A 17,438-nucleotide genomic window follows, 5' to 3' on the forward strand; every position below is an offset into this window, starting at 1 on the left:
CGGCGGGGCTACTCCAGGCGGTTGAAGCGGTGGCCGGCCCACAGCAGAGCCCCCGCACCGCAGGCCAGGAGCAGGACGGCTTCGAGCAGAAGAGAGGGCTGCCGGCCCGCCCAGTCGATCCCTCCGACGGCTGTCCGGCCCGGTGCCCGCATGGCGATGCAGCGGCGGAGCAGATCCACTCCGTAGGCCAGCGGGTTGGCGGCGGTGAGGGCGTGGGTCCAGGACGGCAGGGTCTGGAGTGGGAAGAAGCCGCCGGAGAGGAACAGGAGCGGCGTCATCACCACCCCGAGCAGCGTGTGGAACGTCTCGGCCCTCCGCAGGCTCACGGCCAGGGCCAGGGCGAGCGAGGTGATGGTGAAGGAGATCAGGATCATGCCGCTGAGAAGCAGCACCAGCAGGAGCGGGTCGTAGGGCAGGCCGACCAGGCCGGCCAGCCCGAGCAGTACGGCGCCCTGGACCGTGGCGACCAGCGTTCCACCGGCACAGTTGCCCAGGAGCAGGGTCGAGCGGCGGACCGGGGCCATCAGGAGTTCGCGGAGGTAGCCGCTCTGACGGTCCATGATCAGACGGATGCCGACCATGATGGCCGGTGTCTGCACCGTCATCATCAGCATGCCGGGGAAGAGGTAGGTCTGGTAGCCGACGCCCAGGGACGCGGTGGGGATGAGGGCGTTCAGCCCGCCTCCGAGGACGAGGAGGTACAGCACCGGGTGGAGCAGCATCAGCGCGACGTGGGCGCGCTGGCCGGTCAGGCGGAGCAGATCGCGGTAGACCAGACCGTGGACCGCGCGGAGTTCGTGCCGGGGGCGGCTCGCCCGTTCGCTGCCCGGGGCGATCACGGAGGGGCGCAGGGGGAGCGTGGTCATCGGCCACCGCCGGATTCCGCCGCTGCTCCGGACGGGCCGGAAGCGGCGGCTGCCGGCCCGGGGCGCGCCGTGTGGATGCTGCGGCCGGTGTGGTGGAAGAAGACGTCGTCGAGCGTGGGCGGGGTCGCCGACGCGGAGTGTACGGCGATGCCGTGGCCTGCCAACTCCGCGCACAGTCGGGGAATCCAGGAGCTGCCCTCGGGGACCCGGAGGCAGACGCCGTTCGCGTCCACCGTGACGGAGTGTCCCGGCGGCGCGCTCCGGCGGACGATCCGGTGCGCCGTGGCGTCCTCGCTGGTGCGCAGCACGACCCGGTCGTCCCCGATCGCGACCTTCAGCGCGAGCGGAGAGCCCTGTGCCACCAGTTCGCCGTGGTCGATGATGGCGATGCGGTCGCAGTTCTCCGCCTCTTCGAGGTAGTGCGTGGTGACGAAGAGCGTGCTGCCGTGCTGTTCGCGCAGGGCGAGCAGATGCTCCCAGATCTGCGCACGGGCGTGCGGGTCGAGACCGGTGGTCGGCTCGTCCAGGAACAGCACGGCGGGTGCGTGCAGCAGCTGACGGGCGATCTCCAGGCGGCGGCGCATACCGCCGGACAAGGTGCTCACGGGGGAGCGGCGCCGGTCGCTCAGCCCGGCCGTCGCGAGTACCTCTGCGGCGCGGCGGCGTGCTACGTCCCGTCTCAGCCCGTAGAGGCGTGCGTGGATGCGCAGGTTCTGCTCTGCCGTCAGGTCGGGGTCCAGAGCGCTGTGCTGGAACAGCATGCCTACCTGGCGCCGCAGTTGATGGGCCTGGGTGCGGACATCGGCTCCGGCGACGGTGGCGTCACCGGAGGTTGGGCGGGTCAGGGCGCACAGCATGGCGATCGTGGTGGACTTCCCGGCGCCGTTGGGACCGAGGAAGGCGAAGGTCTCCCCCTCCTCCACATCCAGGTCCAGTTCGCGCACGGCGTGGGTGGTGGTGCCGTCCGGGCCGGGGTAGCTCTTGGCCAGACCCCGCGTCCTGATCGCGTACCCGGGCCGGGGGCCCGGTACGGGAGCGGGGCGGGTGGCCTCCGGACCGGTGCGGGTGCTTGTCATGAGGGCTGCTCGGGAGAGATCGTCATCACCGGCGTGAAGCTGCATGTGGTCCGGTCCTCCTCTTGGGATGTTCGTCTCGACCCCCGCGAACCCGGCATGATCCAGACGCTGATCCGGCCGGCGGCTGTCCCGGGACAGCCGCCGGCCGGGTGGTGCCACCACGCCTAGGCGCAGCTGATGCCGATACACACCGTGTTCAGCACGGTCAGCAGACCGACGCACTCACACGTCCCGGAGAACGACGCTCCGTCGACGCCGACCGGGTCCGTCTCGGGAAGGGCGTGGAGGTGGGCGAGCAGTTCGAGGTCCTGGATGTCCATGGGATTCTCCTTTTTCTCTGAGGGGTTTGCGGCAGAGTTTCTGCCGCTCAGTCCGGCAACTGGACCATCCAGTGCCGGAGGTCTGTGTGGTGGATCCGCAGCAGGAACGCCAGGGTCCCGGCGGACCCGTCGCTCCAACTGGTCGAGACGTCCCCGTACTCGTTGGGGAAGACCACGTGGCCGTGGCGACGGGCTCCCTCCGCGGCGATGAGGCGGGCCAGCTCCTCCGCCTTCGCGCGGTAGTCGGGGTCGCCCGTGGCGACGGCCATGTCGAGCAGGAAGTCACCGTTGCCCGCCAGCCCGTGGCACTGGCTGAGCGGCGCGCGGGAGGCGCGTTCCGTAACGGACCGCGCGCTGCGCCGGGCGAGGTCACCGAACCTGTCGTCCCCGGTGACCTGCCACAGGCGGACGAGGAAGGTGCCGATGCCCGCTGCGCCGTGGCACCAGTACGGGGCCGTGGGCAGGTCCGCGGCCTGCGCGGGCCACTGGGCCGCCCGGCCGACGAGGACGGCGCTGTTCGCCAGATGCTCGCCGACCTCCACGGCCAGGTCCAGGTGCTCGGGGCGCCGTGAGACGAGCGCGGCGGAGAGGAGGAAGCAGCCGATGCCGGCCGAGCCGTGGGCGAAGCCGAGATAGCGCTTGCCGGCCTCTCCGGAGAGGGCCTCGGCAGGGATCGCCCAGCTCACCCCGGACGGCTCGCGTCGTGCCGCGCGGACCAGCCGGTCGGCCGCGTCGACGGCCAGCTCGGCGAAGCGCGGGTCCCCGCTGCGGTGCCAGAAGTGCAGGGCGGCCATGCCGCTGCCCGCGGTGCCGTGGGTGATGTCGTGGTGGAGTGTGGACTCCTGCGGAGCCAGCGCCAGTGCCAGCGCGTGGTCGACGAGTGCCCGGTCGTCAATGGCGCGTCCGGCGTCGTACAGCGCCCAGGCGGTGCCGCGGCCGCCGAAGTGCAGGCCGGGGCGGGTGGAGCGGGTGTCGGTGCGGTCCGCGATCCAGCGGCCCGCGGTGGCGAGCAGCGGGGGGACGCGGGGGTCGTTGACGTGTTCGCAGTACCGGGTCAGGACGGCCAGGACACCGGCCGCGCCCTGCTGAACGGTGCAGGGGTCGGTCTCCCCGGCCTTGGTGGACACCGGCCAGAGCCGCCGTTCGTCCGCCGGGGTCATCGAGTCGACGAGATGGGCGACGAGCCCGGTCACCGTGTCCTGAGGGGAGTCCGTACGGATGGTGAGCGCGGTACGGGCCGTGCGGTCCGCCGAGTGGGGCCCTGGGCGGGCCGGGGCGCCTGCCTGCTGGAGCGCCTCACGTGCCAGGGACGGATTCCAGCGCTCGGCGGGAACGTCCCGCATCAGGCCGAGGACCATGTCCACCAGGCTGTCGGCCAGTTGAAGGGATTCGGCGCAGGCCGTCAGCCATCCGGCAAGCCGCTCCTGGTCGGACCTGGCGGCGGGTTCCTCCGGCAGCAGGTTCGGGACCTTCCCGGCCAGGACGAAGCAGATGGTGGCGCCGAGGCTGTAGTAGTCGGCCGTCGTGGCGACGGGCGCGTCGGCCAGGCGTTCGGGGGCGCTGAAGCCGGGGGTTCCGACCCGGGTGGGCAGGGAGGAGCCGTCGGCGACGACGGCGAGTTCGAGGTCGATCAGGCGCAACTCACCGTCGGGGCGCACCATGACGTTGCCGGGGGTGAAGTCCCGCAGGACGCAGCCGTGGGCGTGAGCCGCTTCGACCAGCTCCACCAGGCGTGCCACCTGGGCCAGGGCATCGACGCGGTAGCGCTCGCTCCCGACATCACGGAAGTGCTCGGCGACCCAGACCCGCAGGGGGACGCCCGGGATCTCGCTCTGGGCCAGGAACAGATGCCGGCCGTGCTCGAAGAGCGCCAGCGCCTCCGGCGCCAGCCCCGAGCCCGTGAGTCTCTCCAGCGCACTGGCCTCGGCGCGCAGCCAGTCGCGGACATCGCGGCCGGAGGCGTCGGCCTCCACGTGCGGCCGGGTCTCCTTGATCACCACGGGGGCGCCGGTGGTGACATCGGTTCCCCGGTAGACGCCGCCCTTGTTGGTCTGCCGGATCGCCTCACGTACGGCGAAACGGCCTCCGAGCAGCACCGGTCCGCTCGCCGCTTCCGCCGTACGCGGAGCCTCGGGCATTGAGGCGGGGAACGGGCAGGCCGCCCAGGAGGGCGGAGCGTAGTGACCGGTGCGCTCGTCCTCCACGGGGTTTCCGTCGGGGTCCTCGATGCACCACACCAGCAGCCCCGACTCCGACAGCCGCTGCCGGCCGGCGAAGGCGCCGTAGCGGTAGTGCACCAGGCTGTCCGCGGCGTAGGGCCGATCCGACAGGATGCGCGGTCCGGCCAGCCCTGCCGTGGCCCGGTGCAACTTCTGGGCGAGCCGGATCGCGTCGCTGTCGGAGCGTGGGTAGACGGTGATGAACTTTCCCGAGCTTCCGCGGGGCGTGGAACGGGAGTTGAGCGCACTCACCTGGTCGAGCGACTGGGCGAACTTGAACGCGGACTCGTCGCGCAACAGCACGTCCAGGGACTTCGCGAGGACGGCGGGTGCGGAGGCGACCGTCGCCGACACATGGAGCTTCCAGCCCTGGGCGCGCCGGCTCCCCGACCACGGCACGACACGGCACCACATCTCGTCCGTATCGGCCGTCCAGCGTGCGATGGTGTCCGTCGCGTGCAGTGCTTCGCGGAGAAGGCTTCCCAGCCCGACCTCAGTTGCGTGGCTCGTCATCTGTCTCCCTCTCAACGGTGGGAACCGCTGATTGGAATGTGCCCACGTCACATGAGCTGCAACTCGCTGGCCTGCGGATTCACTTGACCGAGCGAGCGCGCGGCGTGCGTTTCGACGGGAGGGCGCCGCTCGGCGCGGAACAGCGCACTGACTCCAGCGCCGAGTGCGGCACGAGTGCGCGGTACGGGACCGCTGCCGGCGCGGGCGGGGCTGCCTCCGGCGAGGTCCGCGCCGGCACGCGGGTCGCCGGGTGGGCCGGGGCGGAGATGGTGCGGCGACGAGGCCGACGGCTATCACGCCCTGTTCCGCGTCGCGTACGCCGTCAGTCAGGGGCGGGCATGTCGGCGGGCATTCGGCCTCAAGTTCGAGGCGGTCCTGACGGGGCGGCCGGGGCGGCGCTACCCTGCGCGGACGATCCTGCACTGGAGGTGCGCATGCGACGTTCCGTCGCGCGGAATGTGTCGTTGTTAGGTGTTCTCGCCGCAGTGGTGTCGGTCGGGGCGGCTGCCCCGTCCTCGTCCGCGCCACCGGCCACGCCGACAGCCAAGTCCCCCGTCGCGGTGGGATACGGGGGAGCGGTCTCCAGCGTCGACGCCGACGCGACCGCCGCCGGTATCGAGGTGCTCCGCAAGGGCGGCAACGCGGTGGACGCGGCGGTGGCGACCGCGGCGGCGCTCGGGGTGACCGAGCCCTACTCGGCGGGGCTGGGCGGTGGCGGCTACTTCGTCCGCTACGACGCCAGGACCCGGACCGTGCAGACCATCGACGGCCGGGAGACCGCACCGCACAGCGCGGACTCCTCGCTGTTCATGGAGAACGGGAAGCCCCTCGCCTTCGACGACGCCGTCACCAGCGGACTCGGCGTCGGCACGCCCGGCACCCCCGCCACCTGGGAGACCGCACTCGACACCTGGGGCAGCAAGTCGCTCCGGCAGGTGCTGAAGCCGGCCGAACGCCTCGCCCGGGACGGTTTCGTCGTGGACAGCACGTTCCGGTCCCAGACGGAGGGCAATCAGGCCAGGTTCGCGGACTTCCCGGCGACCCGGAAGCTCTTCCTGCCCGGGGGGCAACTGCCGGTGGTCGGATCGGTGTTCAAGAACCCGGACCTGGCCCGTACCTATGACGAGATCGGCCACAAGGGGCTCGACGAGATCTACCGGGGCAAGCTGGCCGACGACGTCGTGCGCACGGTGCGCAATCCCCCCGTCGACCCCAGTTCTTCCCGGGTGGTACGGCCGGGCGATCTGACCACCAAGGACCTGCGCTCCTACCGGGCGCTGCGCCAGGCGCCGACGAAGACCGGCTACCGGGGGCTCGACGTGTACGGCATGGCGCCGTCCTCCTCCGGTGGTACGACGGTGGGCGAGGCGCTGAACATCCTCGAGTCGACCGACCTCTCGAAGGCGAGCGAGACGCAGTACCTGCACCGCTACATCGAGGCGAGCCGGATCGCGTTCGCCGACCGGGGCCGCTGGGTCGGTGACCCGAAGTTCGAGGACGTGCCGACGAAGGAGCTGCTCAGCCGGCGGTTCGCCGACTCACGGGAGTGCCTGATCAAGGACGACGCGGTGCTGACCAGCCCGCTCGCCCCGGGTGACCCCCGGCATCCGGCCGACTGCGCCACCGGCGGGAAGGCCGCGCCGACGACGTACGAGGGGGAGAACACCACTCACCTGACGACCGCCGACAAGTGGGGCAACGTCGTCGCGTACACCCTGACGATCGAACAGACCGGCGGCAGCGGCATGACGGTGCCGGGGCGCGGCTTCCTGCTCAACAACGAGCTGACGGACTTCTCGTTCGCGCCCGCCGACCCGGCCGTCCACGACCCGAACCTGCCGGGTCCGGGCAAGCGGCCCCGGTCGTCGATCTCCCCGACCATCGTGCTCAAGCACGGACAGCCCGTACTGGCCCTGGGCTCGCCGGGCGGCGCCACGATCATCACCACCGTGCTGCAGTCGCTGATCGGCAAGGTCGACCGGGGGCTTCCGCTGGTGGACGCCATCGCGGCGCCCCGCGCCAGCCAGCGCAACGCCGCGAAGACGGAGCTCGAACCGGGGCTGTGGAACAGCCCGGTGCGGGCGCGGCTCGAAGCGCTGGGGCACGTCTTCACGCCGAATCCGGAGATCGGCGCGGCGACGGGGGTGCAGCGGCTGCCGGACGGGCGCTGGCTCGCGGCCGCGGAGACGGAGCGCCGGGGCGGCGGTTCCGCGATGGTGGTGAGGCCCGCCGGACGGCCATGACGAGCCGTCGATAACCGTACGCAGGGGGGTCGGCCGACCGCGGGGGAGCCGCGGCGGCCGGCCTCGGCGGTATTGACGCGGGCATGACTGGGGGGCATCTTGGCATCTCGGTAAGGAAACTTTCCTAACAGAAGGGCACCCCCACCATGCGTATGCAAGCGCTTGCCCTCGCCGCAGCCTCCGGCGCCGCACTCCTCGCGGCCGGATCGCTGACACCGGCCGCCTCCGGCGGCTCCCTCACCCCCTCCACGGCAGCGCGGAACGCGCACCCGGGAGCGGTGCGCCTGGCGCCCGTCGCCCAGACCGCCCGGCTGTCCCACGACGGCCCCTCCAGCGGTTCCGGCTCCACCGCGGACGGCGCCTCCCGGGCCGGGGGGAAGCCGTCCGCCGGTATCAAGGAGGGCTCCGTCAGCGCGGCAGACCTGCTGGCCAAGGTCTCGTCGTGTTCGCAGATCTCTAACGGCAAGTACCGCACGGACGAGGAGACTTCGGCCACGGTGCCGGTCTGCGGCGCGAACGGCGCGGTGTTCTGGAAGGCCGACATGGACATCGACTGCGACGGGCAGGTGACCACGGCCTGCAACGAGGACACCGACCCCTGGTTCCAGGACGACACCGCGTTCCACACCTCCGGCGACAAGCCGCTGAGCGCCGAGAAGCTGCCGTACGTCGTCGTGCCGAGCAGCAGCTCGATCTGGAACTACAGCAGTGCCGGGATCAAGGGCGGTGGCGTCGTCGCCGTCATCTACGGCGGCAAGGTGGAGTACGCCGTCGTCGGGGACACCGGCCCCGACAAGATCATCGGTGAGGCCTCGTACGCCACGGCGAAGGCCCTCGGAATCGACCCCGATCCGGAGACCGGCGGCGCCGAATCCGGCGTCACGTACATACTGTTCAAGAACTCGAAGGTGTCACCGATCGAGAGCCATGACGCCGCCGTGACCGCCGGGGACGCGCTTGCGAAGGAGTTCTTGCAGAACAACTAGGGCACTGTCCGGTGGCCGTCCCCCGACGGCCGCTCCTCGGCGGTCGTCCCTCTGTGGTCGTCCCTCTGTGGTCGTCACAGTGCGGTCAGGATCCTGGGGCCTTCGTCCGTGATCGCCACCGTGTGCTCGGCGTGGGCGGCCCTGCTGCCGTCGGACGTGCGCAGCGTCCAGCCGTCCGGGTCGGTGCGGAAGGTGTCCAGGCCGCCGCCGAGCAGCATCGGTTCGATCGCCAGCACCATGCCGTGCCGCAGTGGCATGCCGCGGCCCGGTCGTCCCTCGTTGGGGACGCCCGGGTCCTCGTGCATGGACCGGCCCACGCCGTGGCCGCCGAACCCCTCCAGGATGCCGTAGCCGGCCGTGCGGCAGACCCGGCCGATCGCGTGCGCGATGTCCCCGATCCGGTTGCCGACGACGGCCGCGGCGATGCCCGCGTCCAGCGCCGTGAACGCCGTCTCGATCAGCCGGGTGTCCGCGGGCCGGGCGCGGCCGACGGTGAAGCTGATCGCCGAGTCCCCGACCCAGCCGTCGAGCGTGGCGCCCGCGTCGACGCTCACCAGATCACCCTCGCGCAGCCGCAGGTCCGTCGGGATTCCGTGCACGACCGCGTCGTTGACGGACGTGCAGATCACGCCGGGGAACGGGACCGGGGCGAAGTCCGGCCGGTAGTTCAGGAAGGGGGAGCCGGCGCCCGCCTCGCGCAGGACGTCGCGGGCCACCTCGTCGAGCTCGCGCAGCGAGACGCCGGGCGCCGCCGCGGCCCGGGCGGCTGTGAGCACCTGCGCCACGATCCGGCCGGCCTCGCGCATGGCTTCGATGGACGTGTCCGTCTTGAGTTGCACCATACCAATTACTATACCGGTTCAGGCGGTATTAGAATGACGGCATGGTACGAACACCCCTGACCCCGGAAGAGCACCTGCGCGGCGAGCGGCTCGGTCGTCTGCTCCGCGAGGCGCGCGGCAACCGCAGCATGGTCGACATCGCCCGCTGTGCCGGAATCTCGGCGGAGACGCTCCGCAAGATCGAGACCGGCCGCGCTCCCACCCCCGCCTTCTTCACCGTCGCGGCGCTGGCCGGGGCGCTCGGCCTCTCGATGGACGAGCTGCTCCTGCGCTGCGCGGCGGAACCGGCCGTCGTCCCGCTGGCGAGTTAGCCGAACCGGCTGCGGCCGGGGGCTGTTGGGGATTTCGGGCCGTGCGGCGGACCGGGCGCGAGGTGCGTAAGGTTGCGCCATGAGTCTCCAGGATTTCGCGCGCAGTGAGTACGTCAGCCTCACCACGTACCGGAAGGACGGCACGCCCGTCGCCACCCCGGTCTGGGCGGCCGTCGGCGGGGACGAACTGCTCATCTGGACCAAGGCCGATTCATGGAAGGTCAAGCGGCTGCGCAAGGACCCCCGCGTCCTCGTCACGGTCTGTGACGTGCGCGGCCGGATCGCGGAGGGTGCCCCGAGCGCCGAGGGGACCGGACGACTGGTCGATGCCAAGGACATGAGCGCGGTGCGCAAGGCCATCGGCCGCAAGTACACCTGGAAGTACTGGCTGCTCGACTACCCGGCGCTGGTCTTCCGGCTCGGCAAGCGGCCGCACACCGGGATCGCCATCACCTTCTGAACGCCGGACGCGTGTGCCCCGCGTAGCAGGCCTACTCGTACAGGCCACTCGTACAGGCCTGCTAGTGGGCGCCCGCACCGCTACCGAAAAGAGCGCGTAGCCGTCCCGTAACACGCCTGCGGTCGAATGCCTGCGGACTGGAAGGCTCCAGCCGACGGCGGCCGAAGGCGGAAATGACAGTGCATCAACCTGCGTTGTCCCTGGGTGAGTTCGCGCACTACCTGCGGTATCTGACGCGGCTGCTCGATCCCGCCCGGGGCTGGTACGGGGTCTTCTGCGCACGCGATCCGGAAGGGATGCGGGCCTGTCTGGAGGGCACCGAGATCCCGCCCTGGGATGTGGTGGATTCGCTCCTGGTGGACCTCGCGACGGTACGCGGCGACGTGTTCGCCGACCGGGAGTCGGTGCGCGCAGCCGAGCTCCACGCCACTTCGGCCGCCGCCCATGACCGCCGCCCCGGCGGGCGGCAGCAGCTCGTGGAGCGGCTGGAGCTGATGCTGCGGGAACAGGCACATGCCGCCCAGCGGCTGCGTGCGGCCCACGAGGGCGGCGCGGCGGGCGCGGTGGACGCCCAGGCGGCGGCCTGGGCCCGCGACGACCACGAACGCGCCGCCGCCCGCTGTGTGGAGCTGCGCCGACGGCTGGCGGCGGTACGGGACGCCGCCCCCGAAGTCGCGCCGCCGCCGGCCGCCCCGGCCCCCGCTGCGCCCGCGCCCGCCCCGGCGGCCCCCGGCCCGCCCGCTCCGTCCACCCCGGTCGCGCCCGCTCCGGATCCCGCCGCGCCCGCGTCGAATCCCACCCCCGCCCCCGCCGCACCCTTGCGCAGAAGGCCTCGCGGTGCCCGGTTCGCCGGTCTGGACGCGGATGAGGAAAGCCCCGCGTCCGCGGTGCCCGTCCTGCCCGTGCCGCCGGTGGCGGCCACCGTCCCGCGCGGGGCCCGGTTCGGCGGTGCGCCCGGCGTGGAGAAGGGCCCCGCAGAGGCCCCCGTGGACCCCGAGGCGGTGAAGGCCGCCCGGAACACCGTCGCGGCGCTGCTCCGGCTGCGGGCGGAGGGCCGCAGCGGGGAGGCGCACGGGGTGCTCTGCGAGGCGGCCGGCCGGCCCGCGGACCGGTTGCCGGTGCTCGCGGCCGAGCTTCAGCGGGCGGGGCTCGACGCGGACTGGGCCACCCTGCTGTGGGAGGTCTCCTCGCTGCCTCCGGCCGCACTCGCGGCAGCGGCCGCCGCGCTGTCCGAGGCGGGGCGGCCGGAGGACTGCGGCCGGCTGCTGCGCCAGGGCGTGGCGCGTCCGGCCGCCGAGATCGCCGACGCCGTGACCGCCCTCGACCGGGCCGGCCGGGGCCCCCAGGCGCAGGCGCTGCTCGGCGCCTTCGTCCGGGTCCGGACACCGCAGGACGCGGCCAGGATCGCGGAGAGCGATCCGCGCCGCCTCGTACCGCAACTGCTGGCGGCGGCCCGGGGGGTGTCACCGGCGCGGGAGCGGGACGTGGTGCACGCGCTGAGGGTCGCGGGGATCGGTTAGGGCGGCTCGTAGGCCATCCGGCCGATCCCCCCGCGCTCCCCGGGCTGGACCGCACGGGTGTGAAACATGATCGACTCCGCTGGTTCACGGCGATGGTCTTGCCCCGCTGTGTGACGGGGCTTACGTTCTCCTCCTACGCACGTGTCTACGGGCGTAGAAACTGCCAAGAGGCTCTCTGACGCCGCGTCGAAGGAGCAGCTCATGTCCCACGTCGTACGCGCCGCACTCGTCCAGGCGACCTGGACCGGCGACACCGAATCCATGATCGCCAAGCATGAGGAACACGCTCGCGAGGCAGCCCGGCAGGGGGCGAAGATCATCGGATTCCAGGAGGTGTTCAACGCCCCCTACTTCTGCCAGGTGCAGGAACCCGAGCACTACCGCTGGGCCGAGGCCGTGCCCGAGGGTCCGACCGTGCAGCGGATGCGGGAGCTGGCCCGGGAGACCGGCATGGTGATCGTGGTTCCGGTCTTCGAGGTCGAGCAGTCCGGTTTCTACTACAACACCGCAGCGGTGATCGACGCCGACGGCTCGTATCTCGGCAAGTACCGCAAGCACCACATCCCGCAGGTCAAGGGTTTCTGGGAGAAGTACTACTTCAAGCCCGGCAACGTCGGCTGGCCGGTCTTCGACACGGCGGTCGGCAAGGTCGGCGTCTACATCTGCTACGACCGGCACTTTCCCGAGGGCTGGCGTCAACTCGGTCTCAACGGGGCTCAGTTGGTTTACAACCCGTCCGCGACCTCGCGGGGCCTGTCCGGTCATCTCTGGCAGCTGGAGCAGCCGGCGTCCGCCGTCGCCAACGAGTACTTCGTCGCCGCGATCAACCGCGTCGGCCAGGAGGAGTACGGCGACAACGACTTCTACGGCACCAGCTACTTCGTCGACCCTCGGGGGCAGTTCGTCGGTGACGTGGCCAGTGACAAGGAAGAGGAACTGCTCGTCCGTGACCTCGACTTCGGGCTGATCGACGAGGTCCGCCAGCAGTGGGCGTTCTACCGGGACCGCCGACCCGACGCGTACGAGGGACTGGTCGAGCCGTGAGCAGCCTGCACCACCGCCATCTCGCCGTCAGCCCGGACTGGCTGGCCCTCTACTACCGGCACCCGCTGGAGATCACCCACGGCGAGGGCCGTCACGTCTGGGACGCGGACGGCAACCGCTACCTCGACTTCTTCGGCGGCATCCTCACGACCATGACCGCCCACGCGCTGCCAGAGGTCACCAAGGCGGTCACCGAGCAGGCCGGGCGGATCATCCACTCCTCCACGCTCTATCTGAACCGGCCGATGGTCGAGCTCGCCGAGCGCGTGGTCAGCCTCTCCGGCATCCCGGACGCGCGGGTCTTCTTCACCACCTCGGGCACCGAGGCCAATGACACGGCGCTGCTGCTGGCCACCGCGTACCGCAGGTCCAACCAGATCCTCGCGATGCGCAACAGCTACCACGGCCGGTCCTTCTCCGCCGTCTCCATCACCGGCAACCACGCCTGGTCGCCCACCGCCCTGTCCCCGCTCCAGACGCTGTACGTGCACGGGGGCGTCCGCGGCCGGGGGCCGTACGCGCACCTGAGCGACGCGGAGTTCATCGCGGCCTGCGTGGCGGACCTGGAGGACCTGCTCGGCCACACCAGGGACGCCGCCGCACTGATCGCGGAGCCCTTCCAGGGCGTGGGCGGGTTCACCTCACCGCCCGACGGCCTGTACGCGGCGTTCCGCGAAGTCCTCGACCGGCACGGCATCCTGTGGATCTCCGACGAGGTGCAGACGGGCTGGGGGCGCACCGGGGAGCACTTCTGGGGCTGGCAGGCCCACGCGGAGAACGGTCCGCCGGACATCGTCACGTTCGCCAAGGGCATCGGCAACGGCATGTCGATCGGAGGCGTCATCGCCCGCGCCGACGTCATGAACTGCCTGGACGCCAACTCCATCTCGACGTTCGGCGGTTCGCCGGTCACCATGGCCGCCGGACTCGCCAACCTCTCGTACCTCCTCGAACACGATCTCCAGGGCAACGCCCGCCGGGTCGGCGGACTCCTCGCCGAGCGGCTGCGGGCGATCGCGGCCGGTTCGGAGTGCGTCCGGGAGGTACGCGGCCGGGGCCTGATGATCGGCATCGAGCTGGTGAAGCCCGGCACGGACGAGGCGAACCCCGAAGCGGCCTCGGCCGTCCTGGAGGCGGCCCGGGAGGGCGGCCTGCTCATCGGCAAGGGCGGCGGCCACAACACCAGCGTGCTGCGTATCGCCCCGCCCCTCTCGCTCTCCGTCGCGGAGGCGGAGGAGGGCGCGGCGATCCTCGCCGACGCGCTGCGGGCGGCGGGGTGATCCCATGACGGGGCGCCGCCGGTCCGGCGCCCCCTCGGGCCCCTCGTCGGGCGGCCGGCTACCGCCCGACCGCATCGAACTTCACGGAGCCTCCGTAGTTCTCGTCGTCGGTGCCCCATACGGCCTGCCTGCCCGGCGCGAAGGCGATGGCCTCGATCTTCCGGTTGTCCCGTTTGGTGAAGAGGGCGAACGGGACGAGGTCGTCCTTCGGCGTCAGGCGCAGCACCGCGTCATGGGCCCCGTTCACGGTGAGCCGGCCCGCTTCGTAGACGGCGGAGGCGAACGGCCCGTCGTCCACATTAGGATCCGAGGCCGACGACGCCAGGACGGTGCCGTCGTCAAGGACCTTCAGGTCGCTGGCGTGGCGGACCTCGTCCTCGTTCGGGAACGGTACGGCGAACTCCTGCCGGGCCGTGACGGTGCCGAATTCCGGTCCGTGCGCACCGACGCGTACCGAGGAGGCGCTCACGACGGCCGCGCGGGGGCCGCTGCCCCGCGTCGCCCACACGGCGAAGGTCCGGCCCGACCTGTCGCGGTGCAGCGCGAAGCTCTCGTAGTTGTCCCCGTCGTGCCGGCCCGGCAGCGCGGCCGGGCCGCCCTGGACCACGGCCCGGCCGTCCGCCACGACGATGTGGTAGGCGTCGCCCCTGCTGGCCACGGCGATGTAGTGACCGGGGCGGCCGGGCACCGCGTCGAGCGCCTCCAGGTCTGCGGGGAGCACGCCGAGCCAGGGGAGTTCGCTGACGGCAGGTGCCCGGCCGGGCCGCAGGCGCAGCGTCGCCACCCTGCTCTCGTGATCGCCCTTGTTGTCCCGTACGACAACCGCGTCGGCCAGGCCCTGGGCCACCGGCGCGCCCTCGACGAGCGCCATGCCGCTGACCCCGCCCAGGATGCCGGAGCCGACCCGCTGCCAGCCGTCGGACGGGCCGGGAGCCCCGGCGGCCGGGGGAGCGGTGGCAAGGAAGGCGCAGAGGGCGGTGGCCGAGGCGATGACTGCGTTTCTGATCATGGAGCGAAGCTAGGCGACCGACCCCCGGATCCGGGACGAACTGCCGCCCGCCGCCCGGTGGGTTCCCCCGCACGGACTCGCTCCACTCGCCCGTCCGGTGCCAGGCGCGGGGCGCCGCGATGGGCCGGTGGAGTGCCGGACGGATGAAACGGAAACGTCTTCAGCGGTTGACCGCAGCGGTATTGCCACAGTGGGCAACCCACTTCTACGTTCTTCACCACGCACCGGTCTACGTGCGTAGACCCGTTCCGCCACAGTGAGGAGGGGTACATGAGCCGCACCGTCATCCACGGCGGCCTCGTCGTCACCGCATCCGACGAGATCCACGCCGACGTACTCGTCGAGGGCGGCCGCATCGCCGCACTCGCCGCGCACGGCACCGACGCCGCAGCGAGCTGGACCGCAGAGCGGACCATCGACGCCACCGGCAAATACGTCATCCCGGGCGGCGTCGACGCGCACACCCACATGGAGATGCCGTTCGGCGGCACCTACGCCGCGGACACCTTCGAGACCGGGACCCGGGCGGCGGCCTGGGGCGGCACCACCACCATCGTCGACTTCGCCATCCAGTCCGTGGGGCGCTCCCTGCGCGAGGGGCTCGACGCCTGGTACGCGAAGGCGGACGGCAACTGCGCCATCGACTACGCGTTCCACATGATCCTCGCCGACGTGAACGCCTCCTCGCTCAAGGAGATGGACCTGCTGGTGGCGGAGGGCGTCACCTCCTTCAAGCTGTTCATGGCCTACCCCGGCGTCTTCTACAGCGACGACGGCCAGATCCTGCGCGCCATGCAGCGGGCCGAGTCCAACGGCGGCCTGATCATGATGCACGCGGAGAACGGCATCGCCATCGACGTCCTGGTCGAGCAGGCGCTCGCCGCGGGCCGCACCGATCCGCGCTACCACGGAGACGTGCGCAAGGTGGCGCTGGAGGCGGAGGCCACCCACCGCGCCATCCAGCTCGCCCGCGTCGCGGGGGCCCCGCTGTACATCGTGCACGTCTCCGCCGACGAGGCCGTCGCCGAGGTCGCGGCCGCCCGCCACAAGGGACTGCCCGTCTTCGGGGAGACCTGCCCGCAGTACCTCTTCCTCTCCACCGACAACCTCGCGGAGCCGGACTTCGAGGGCGCGAAGTACGTCTGCTCCACACCGCTGCGGCCCAGGGAGCACCAGGAGGCGCTCTGGCGGGGGCTGCGGAACAACGAGCTCCAGGTCGTCTCCACCGACCACTGCCCCTTCTGCTTCTCCGGGCAGAAGGAGATGGGACGCGGCGACTTCTCGAAGATCCCCAACGGCATGCCGGGCGTCGAGAACCGGATGGACCTCCTGCACCAGGCTGTCGTCGACGGCCACATCTCGCGCCGCCGCTGGATCGAGATCGCCTGCGCCTCGCCGGCCCGGATGTTCGGCCTCTACCCGAAGAAGGGCACCATCGCGCCCGGGGCCGACGCGGACATCGTCATCTACGACCCGGCCGCCGAACAGACCGTCTCCGCCGAGACCCACCACATGAACGTGGACTACTCGGCGTACGAGGGAAAGCGGCTCACCGGACAGGTGGAGACCGTGCTCTCGCGCGGTGAGGTCGTCATCGACCGCCGCACCTTCACCGGCCGCGCCGGACACGGCATGTACACCCCCCGGGCCACCTGTCAGTACCTCAACTAGGAGCATCCGAAATGGACTTCGGACTCGTCCTGCAGACCGACCCGCCCGCCTCCGCCGTCGTAGGCCTGATGCGCCGCGCCGAACGCAACGGCTTCCGCTACGGCTGGACGTTCGACTCCGCGGTGCTCTGGCAGGAGCCCTTCGTCATCTACAGCCGCATCCTCGAACACACCGACCGCCTCGTGGTCGGGCCCATGGTCACCAACCCCTCCACCCGCACCTGGGAGGTCACCGCCTCCACGTTCGCCACCCTCAACGACATGTACGGCAACCGGACGGTCTGCGGCATCGGCCGCGGCGACTCCGCGATGCGGGTGGCGGGCCGCAGTCCCAACACGCTGGCCAGGCTGGGCGAGGCGATGGACGCCATCCGCGACCTCGCGGAGGGACGCGAGGCCGTGGTCGACGGGCAGCCGATCCAGATCCCCTGGGTCAAGGACGGCCGGCTGCCCGTCTGGATGGGTGCGTACGGGCCCAAGGCGCTCGCGCTGGCCGGGCAGAAGGCCGACGGCTTCATCCTCCAGCTCGCGGACCCCTTCCTCACCGAATGGATGATCAAAGCGGTGAGGGACGCGGCCGCGGAGGCGGGCCGTGACCCGGACTCCGTCACCATCTGCGTCGCCGCGCCCGCCTACGTGGGCGACGATCTCGACCACGCCCGCGAGCAGTGCCGCTGGTTCGGCGGGATGGTCGGCAACCACGTGGCCGACCTGGTCACCCGGTACGGCGAGCACTCCGGTCTCGTCCCCGAGGCGCTGACCGCGTACATCGCGGGACGGGCGGGCTACGACTACAGCCACCACGGCCGCGCCGGAAACCCCGACACGACCTTCGTACCGGACGAGATCGTCGACCGGTTCTGCCTGCTGGGACCCCCGGCGGCGCACATCGAGAAGCTCCGGGCCCTGCGTGATCTGGGCGTCGACCAGTTCGCCGTCTACAACATGCACGACGCCCGCGAGGCCACCATCGACGCCTACGGCGCCGAGATCATCCCCGCCCTCTCCGACTGACCCCTCCGCGGGGTGGGCCGGTTTGGAGCCTGTGTGGTGGGTACGCGCCGTGGACCCCACGAAAG

The 17,438-nt window shown here is 71.6% G+C and carries 15 protein-coding genes; 9 read left to right on the forward strand and 6 right to left on the reverse strand.

The window, feature by feature from the left end; translation table 11 throughout:
- Nucleotides 1-8: 8 nt before the first annotated feature.
- The 4 genes from OG892_RS33410 to lanL form a co-directional block, all read right to left on the reverse strand.
- Nucleotides 9-866: an ABC transporter permease gene (locus tag OG892_RS33410; RefSeq protein WP_371631032.1), complete on the reverse strand. Its 858-nt coding sequence runs from the start codon at nucleotides 864-866 to the stop codon at nucleotides 9-11.
- Nucleotides 863-1,987, reverse strand: coding sequence for an ATP-binding cassette domain-containing protein (locus OG892_RS33415; RefSeq protein ID WP_371631033.1), 1,125 nt, complete (start codon nucleotides 1,985-1,987; stop codon nucleotides 863-865). Before OG892_RS33415 ends, OG892_RS33410 begins: the two co-directional genes overlap by 4 nt.
- Before the next feature lie 119 nt (nucleotides 1,988-2,106).
- Nucleotides 2,107-2,262, reverse strand: a complete 156-nt coding sequence (locus OG892_RS33420) for a VenA family class IV lanthipeptide (protein WP_199884376.1) — start codon at nucleotides 2,260-2,262, stop codon at nucleotides 2,107-2,109.
- 47 nt (nucleotides 2,263-2,309) lie between these two features.
- Complete coding sequence (lanL, locus tag OG892_RS33425) at nucleotides 2,310-4,994, reverse strand: class IV lanthionine synthetase LanL (protein WP_371631034.1); 2,685 nt, start codon at nucleotides 4,992-4,994, stop codon at nucleotides 2,310-2,312.
- A gap of 434 nt (nucleotides 4,995-5,428) precedes the next feature.
- Here lanL and ggt point away from each other — a divergent pair, with 434 nt between their 5' ends.
- Entirely contained in the window at nucleotides 5,429-7,237 is a 1,809-nt protein-coding gene (ggt, locus tag OG892_RS33430) for a gamma-glutamyltransferase (protein ID WP_371631035.1), read from the forward strand.
- A 146-nt stretch (nucleotides 7,238-7,383) separates the two neighbouring features.
- Entirely contained in the window at nucleotides 7,384-8,223 is an 840-nt protein-coding gene (locus OG892_RS33435; RefSeq protein ID WP_371631036.1) for a glycoside hydrolase family 75 protein, read from the forward strand.
- Nucleotides 8,224-8,297: 74 nt separating this feature from the next.
- On the opposite strand, the gene map is transcribed toward OG892_RS33435, so the two are convergent.
- Complete coding sequence (gene map, locus OG892_RS33440; RefSeq protein WP_371631037.1) at nucleotides 8,298-9,065, reverse strand: type I methionyl aminopeptidase; 768 nt, start codon at nucleotides 9,063-9,065, stop codon at nucleotides 8,298-8,300.
- Nucleotides 9,066-9,106: 41 nt separating this feature from the next.
- Between map and OG892_RS33445 the strand changes: the two genes are divergently transcribed.
- From OG892_RS33445 to OG892_RS33465, 5 genes are all read left to right on the forward strand, one after another.
- Nucleotides 9,107-9,376 (forward strand): helix-turn-helix domain-containing protein, encoded by a 270-nt coding sequence (locus OG892_RS33445; RefSeq protein ID WP_073735146.1) that lies wholly within the window; start codon nucleotides 9,107-9,109, stop codon nucleotides 9,374-9,376.
- Nucleotides 9,377-9,455: 79 nt separating this feature from the next.
- Complete coding sequence (locus OG892_RS33450; protein WP_073735147.1) at nucleotides 9,456-9,836, forward strand: PPOX class F420-dependent oxidoreductase; 381 nt, start codon at nucleotides 9,456-9,458, stop codon at nucleotides 9,834-9,836.
- 173 nt (nucleotides 9,837-10,009) lie between these two features.
- Entirely contained in the window at nucleotides 10,010-11,356 is a 1,347-nt protein-coding gene (locus OG892_RS33455; RefSeq protein WP_371631038.1) for a hypothetical protein, read from the forward strand.
- Nucleotides 11,357-11,557: 201 nt separating this feature from the next.
- On the forward strand, nucleotides 11,558-12,400 hold the full coding sequence (locus OG892_RS33460; RefSeq protein WP_073735148.1) for a nitrilase-related carbon-nitrogen hydrolase: 843 nt from the start codon (nucleotides 11,558-11,560) through the stop codon (nucleotides 12,398-12,400).
- Nucleotides 12,397-13,680 (forward strand): aspartate aminotransferase family protein, encoded by a 1,284-nt coding sequence (locus OG892_RS33465; protein ID WP_371631039.1) that lies wholly within the window; start codon nucleotides 12,397-12,399, stop codon nucleotides 13,678-13,680. Before OG892_RS33460 ends, OG892_RS33465 begins: the two co-directional genes overlap by 4 nt.
- 58 nt (nucleotides 13,681-13,738) lie before the next feature.
- On the opposite strand, the gene OG892_RS33470 is transcribed toward OG892_RS33465, so the two are convergent.
- Complete coding sequence (locus OG892_RS33470; protein WP_371631040.1) at nucleotides 13,739-14,689, reverse strand: hypothetical protein; 951 nt, start codon at nucleotides 14,687-14,689, stop codon at nucleotides 13,739-13,741.
- 270 nt (nucleotides 14,690-14,959) lie between these two features.
- Here OG892_RS33470 and hydA point away from each other — a divergent pair, with 270 nt between their 5' ends.
- Nucleotides 14,960-16,360: a dihydropyrimidinase gene (hydA, locus tag OG892_RS33475; protein ID WP_371631041.1), complete on the forward strand. Its 1,401-nt coding sequence runs from the start codon at nucleotides 14,960-14,962 to the stop codon at nucleotides 16,358-16,360.
- Between the two features lie 11 nt (nucleotides 16,361-16,371).
- The gene (locus OG892_RS33480) at nucleotides 16,372-17,373 is read left to right on the forward strand and encodes a TIGR03842 family LLM class F420-dependent oxidoreductase (RefSeq protein ID WP_327339829.1); all 1,002 of its coding nucleotides are present in this window, start codon (nucleotides 16,372-16,374) and stop codon (nucleotides 17,371-17,373) included.
- Nucleotides 17,374-17,438 lie beyond the last annotated feature (65 nt).

This window comes from Streptomyces sp. NBC_00341, assembly GCF_041435055.1.
Classification (GTDB): Bacteria; Actinomycetota; Actinomycetes; order Streptomycetales; family Streptomycetaceae; genus Streptomyces.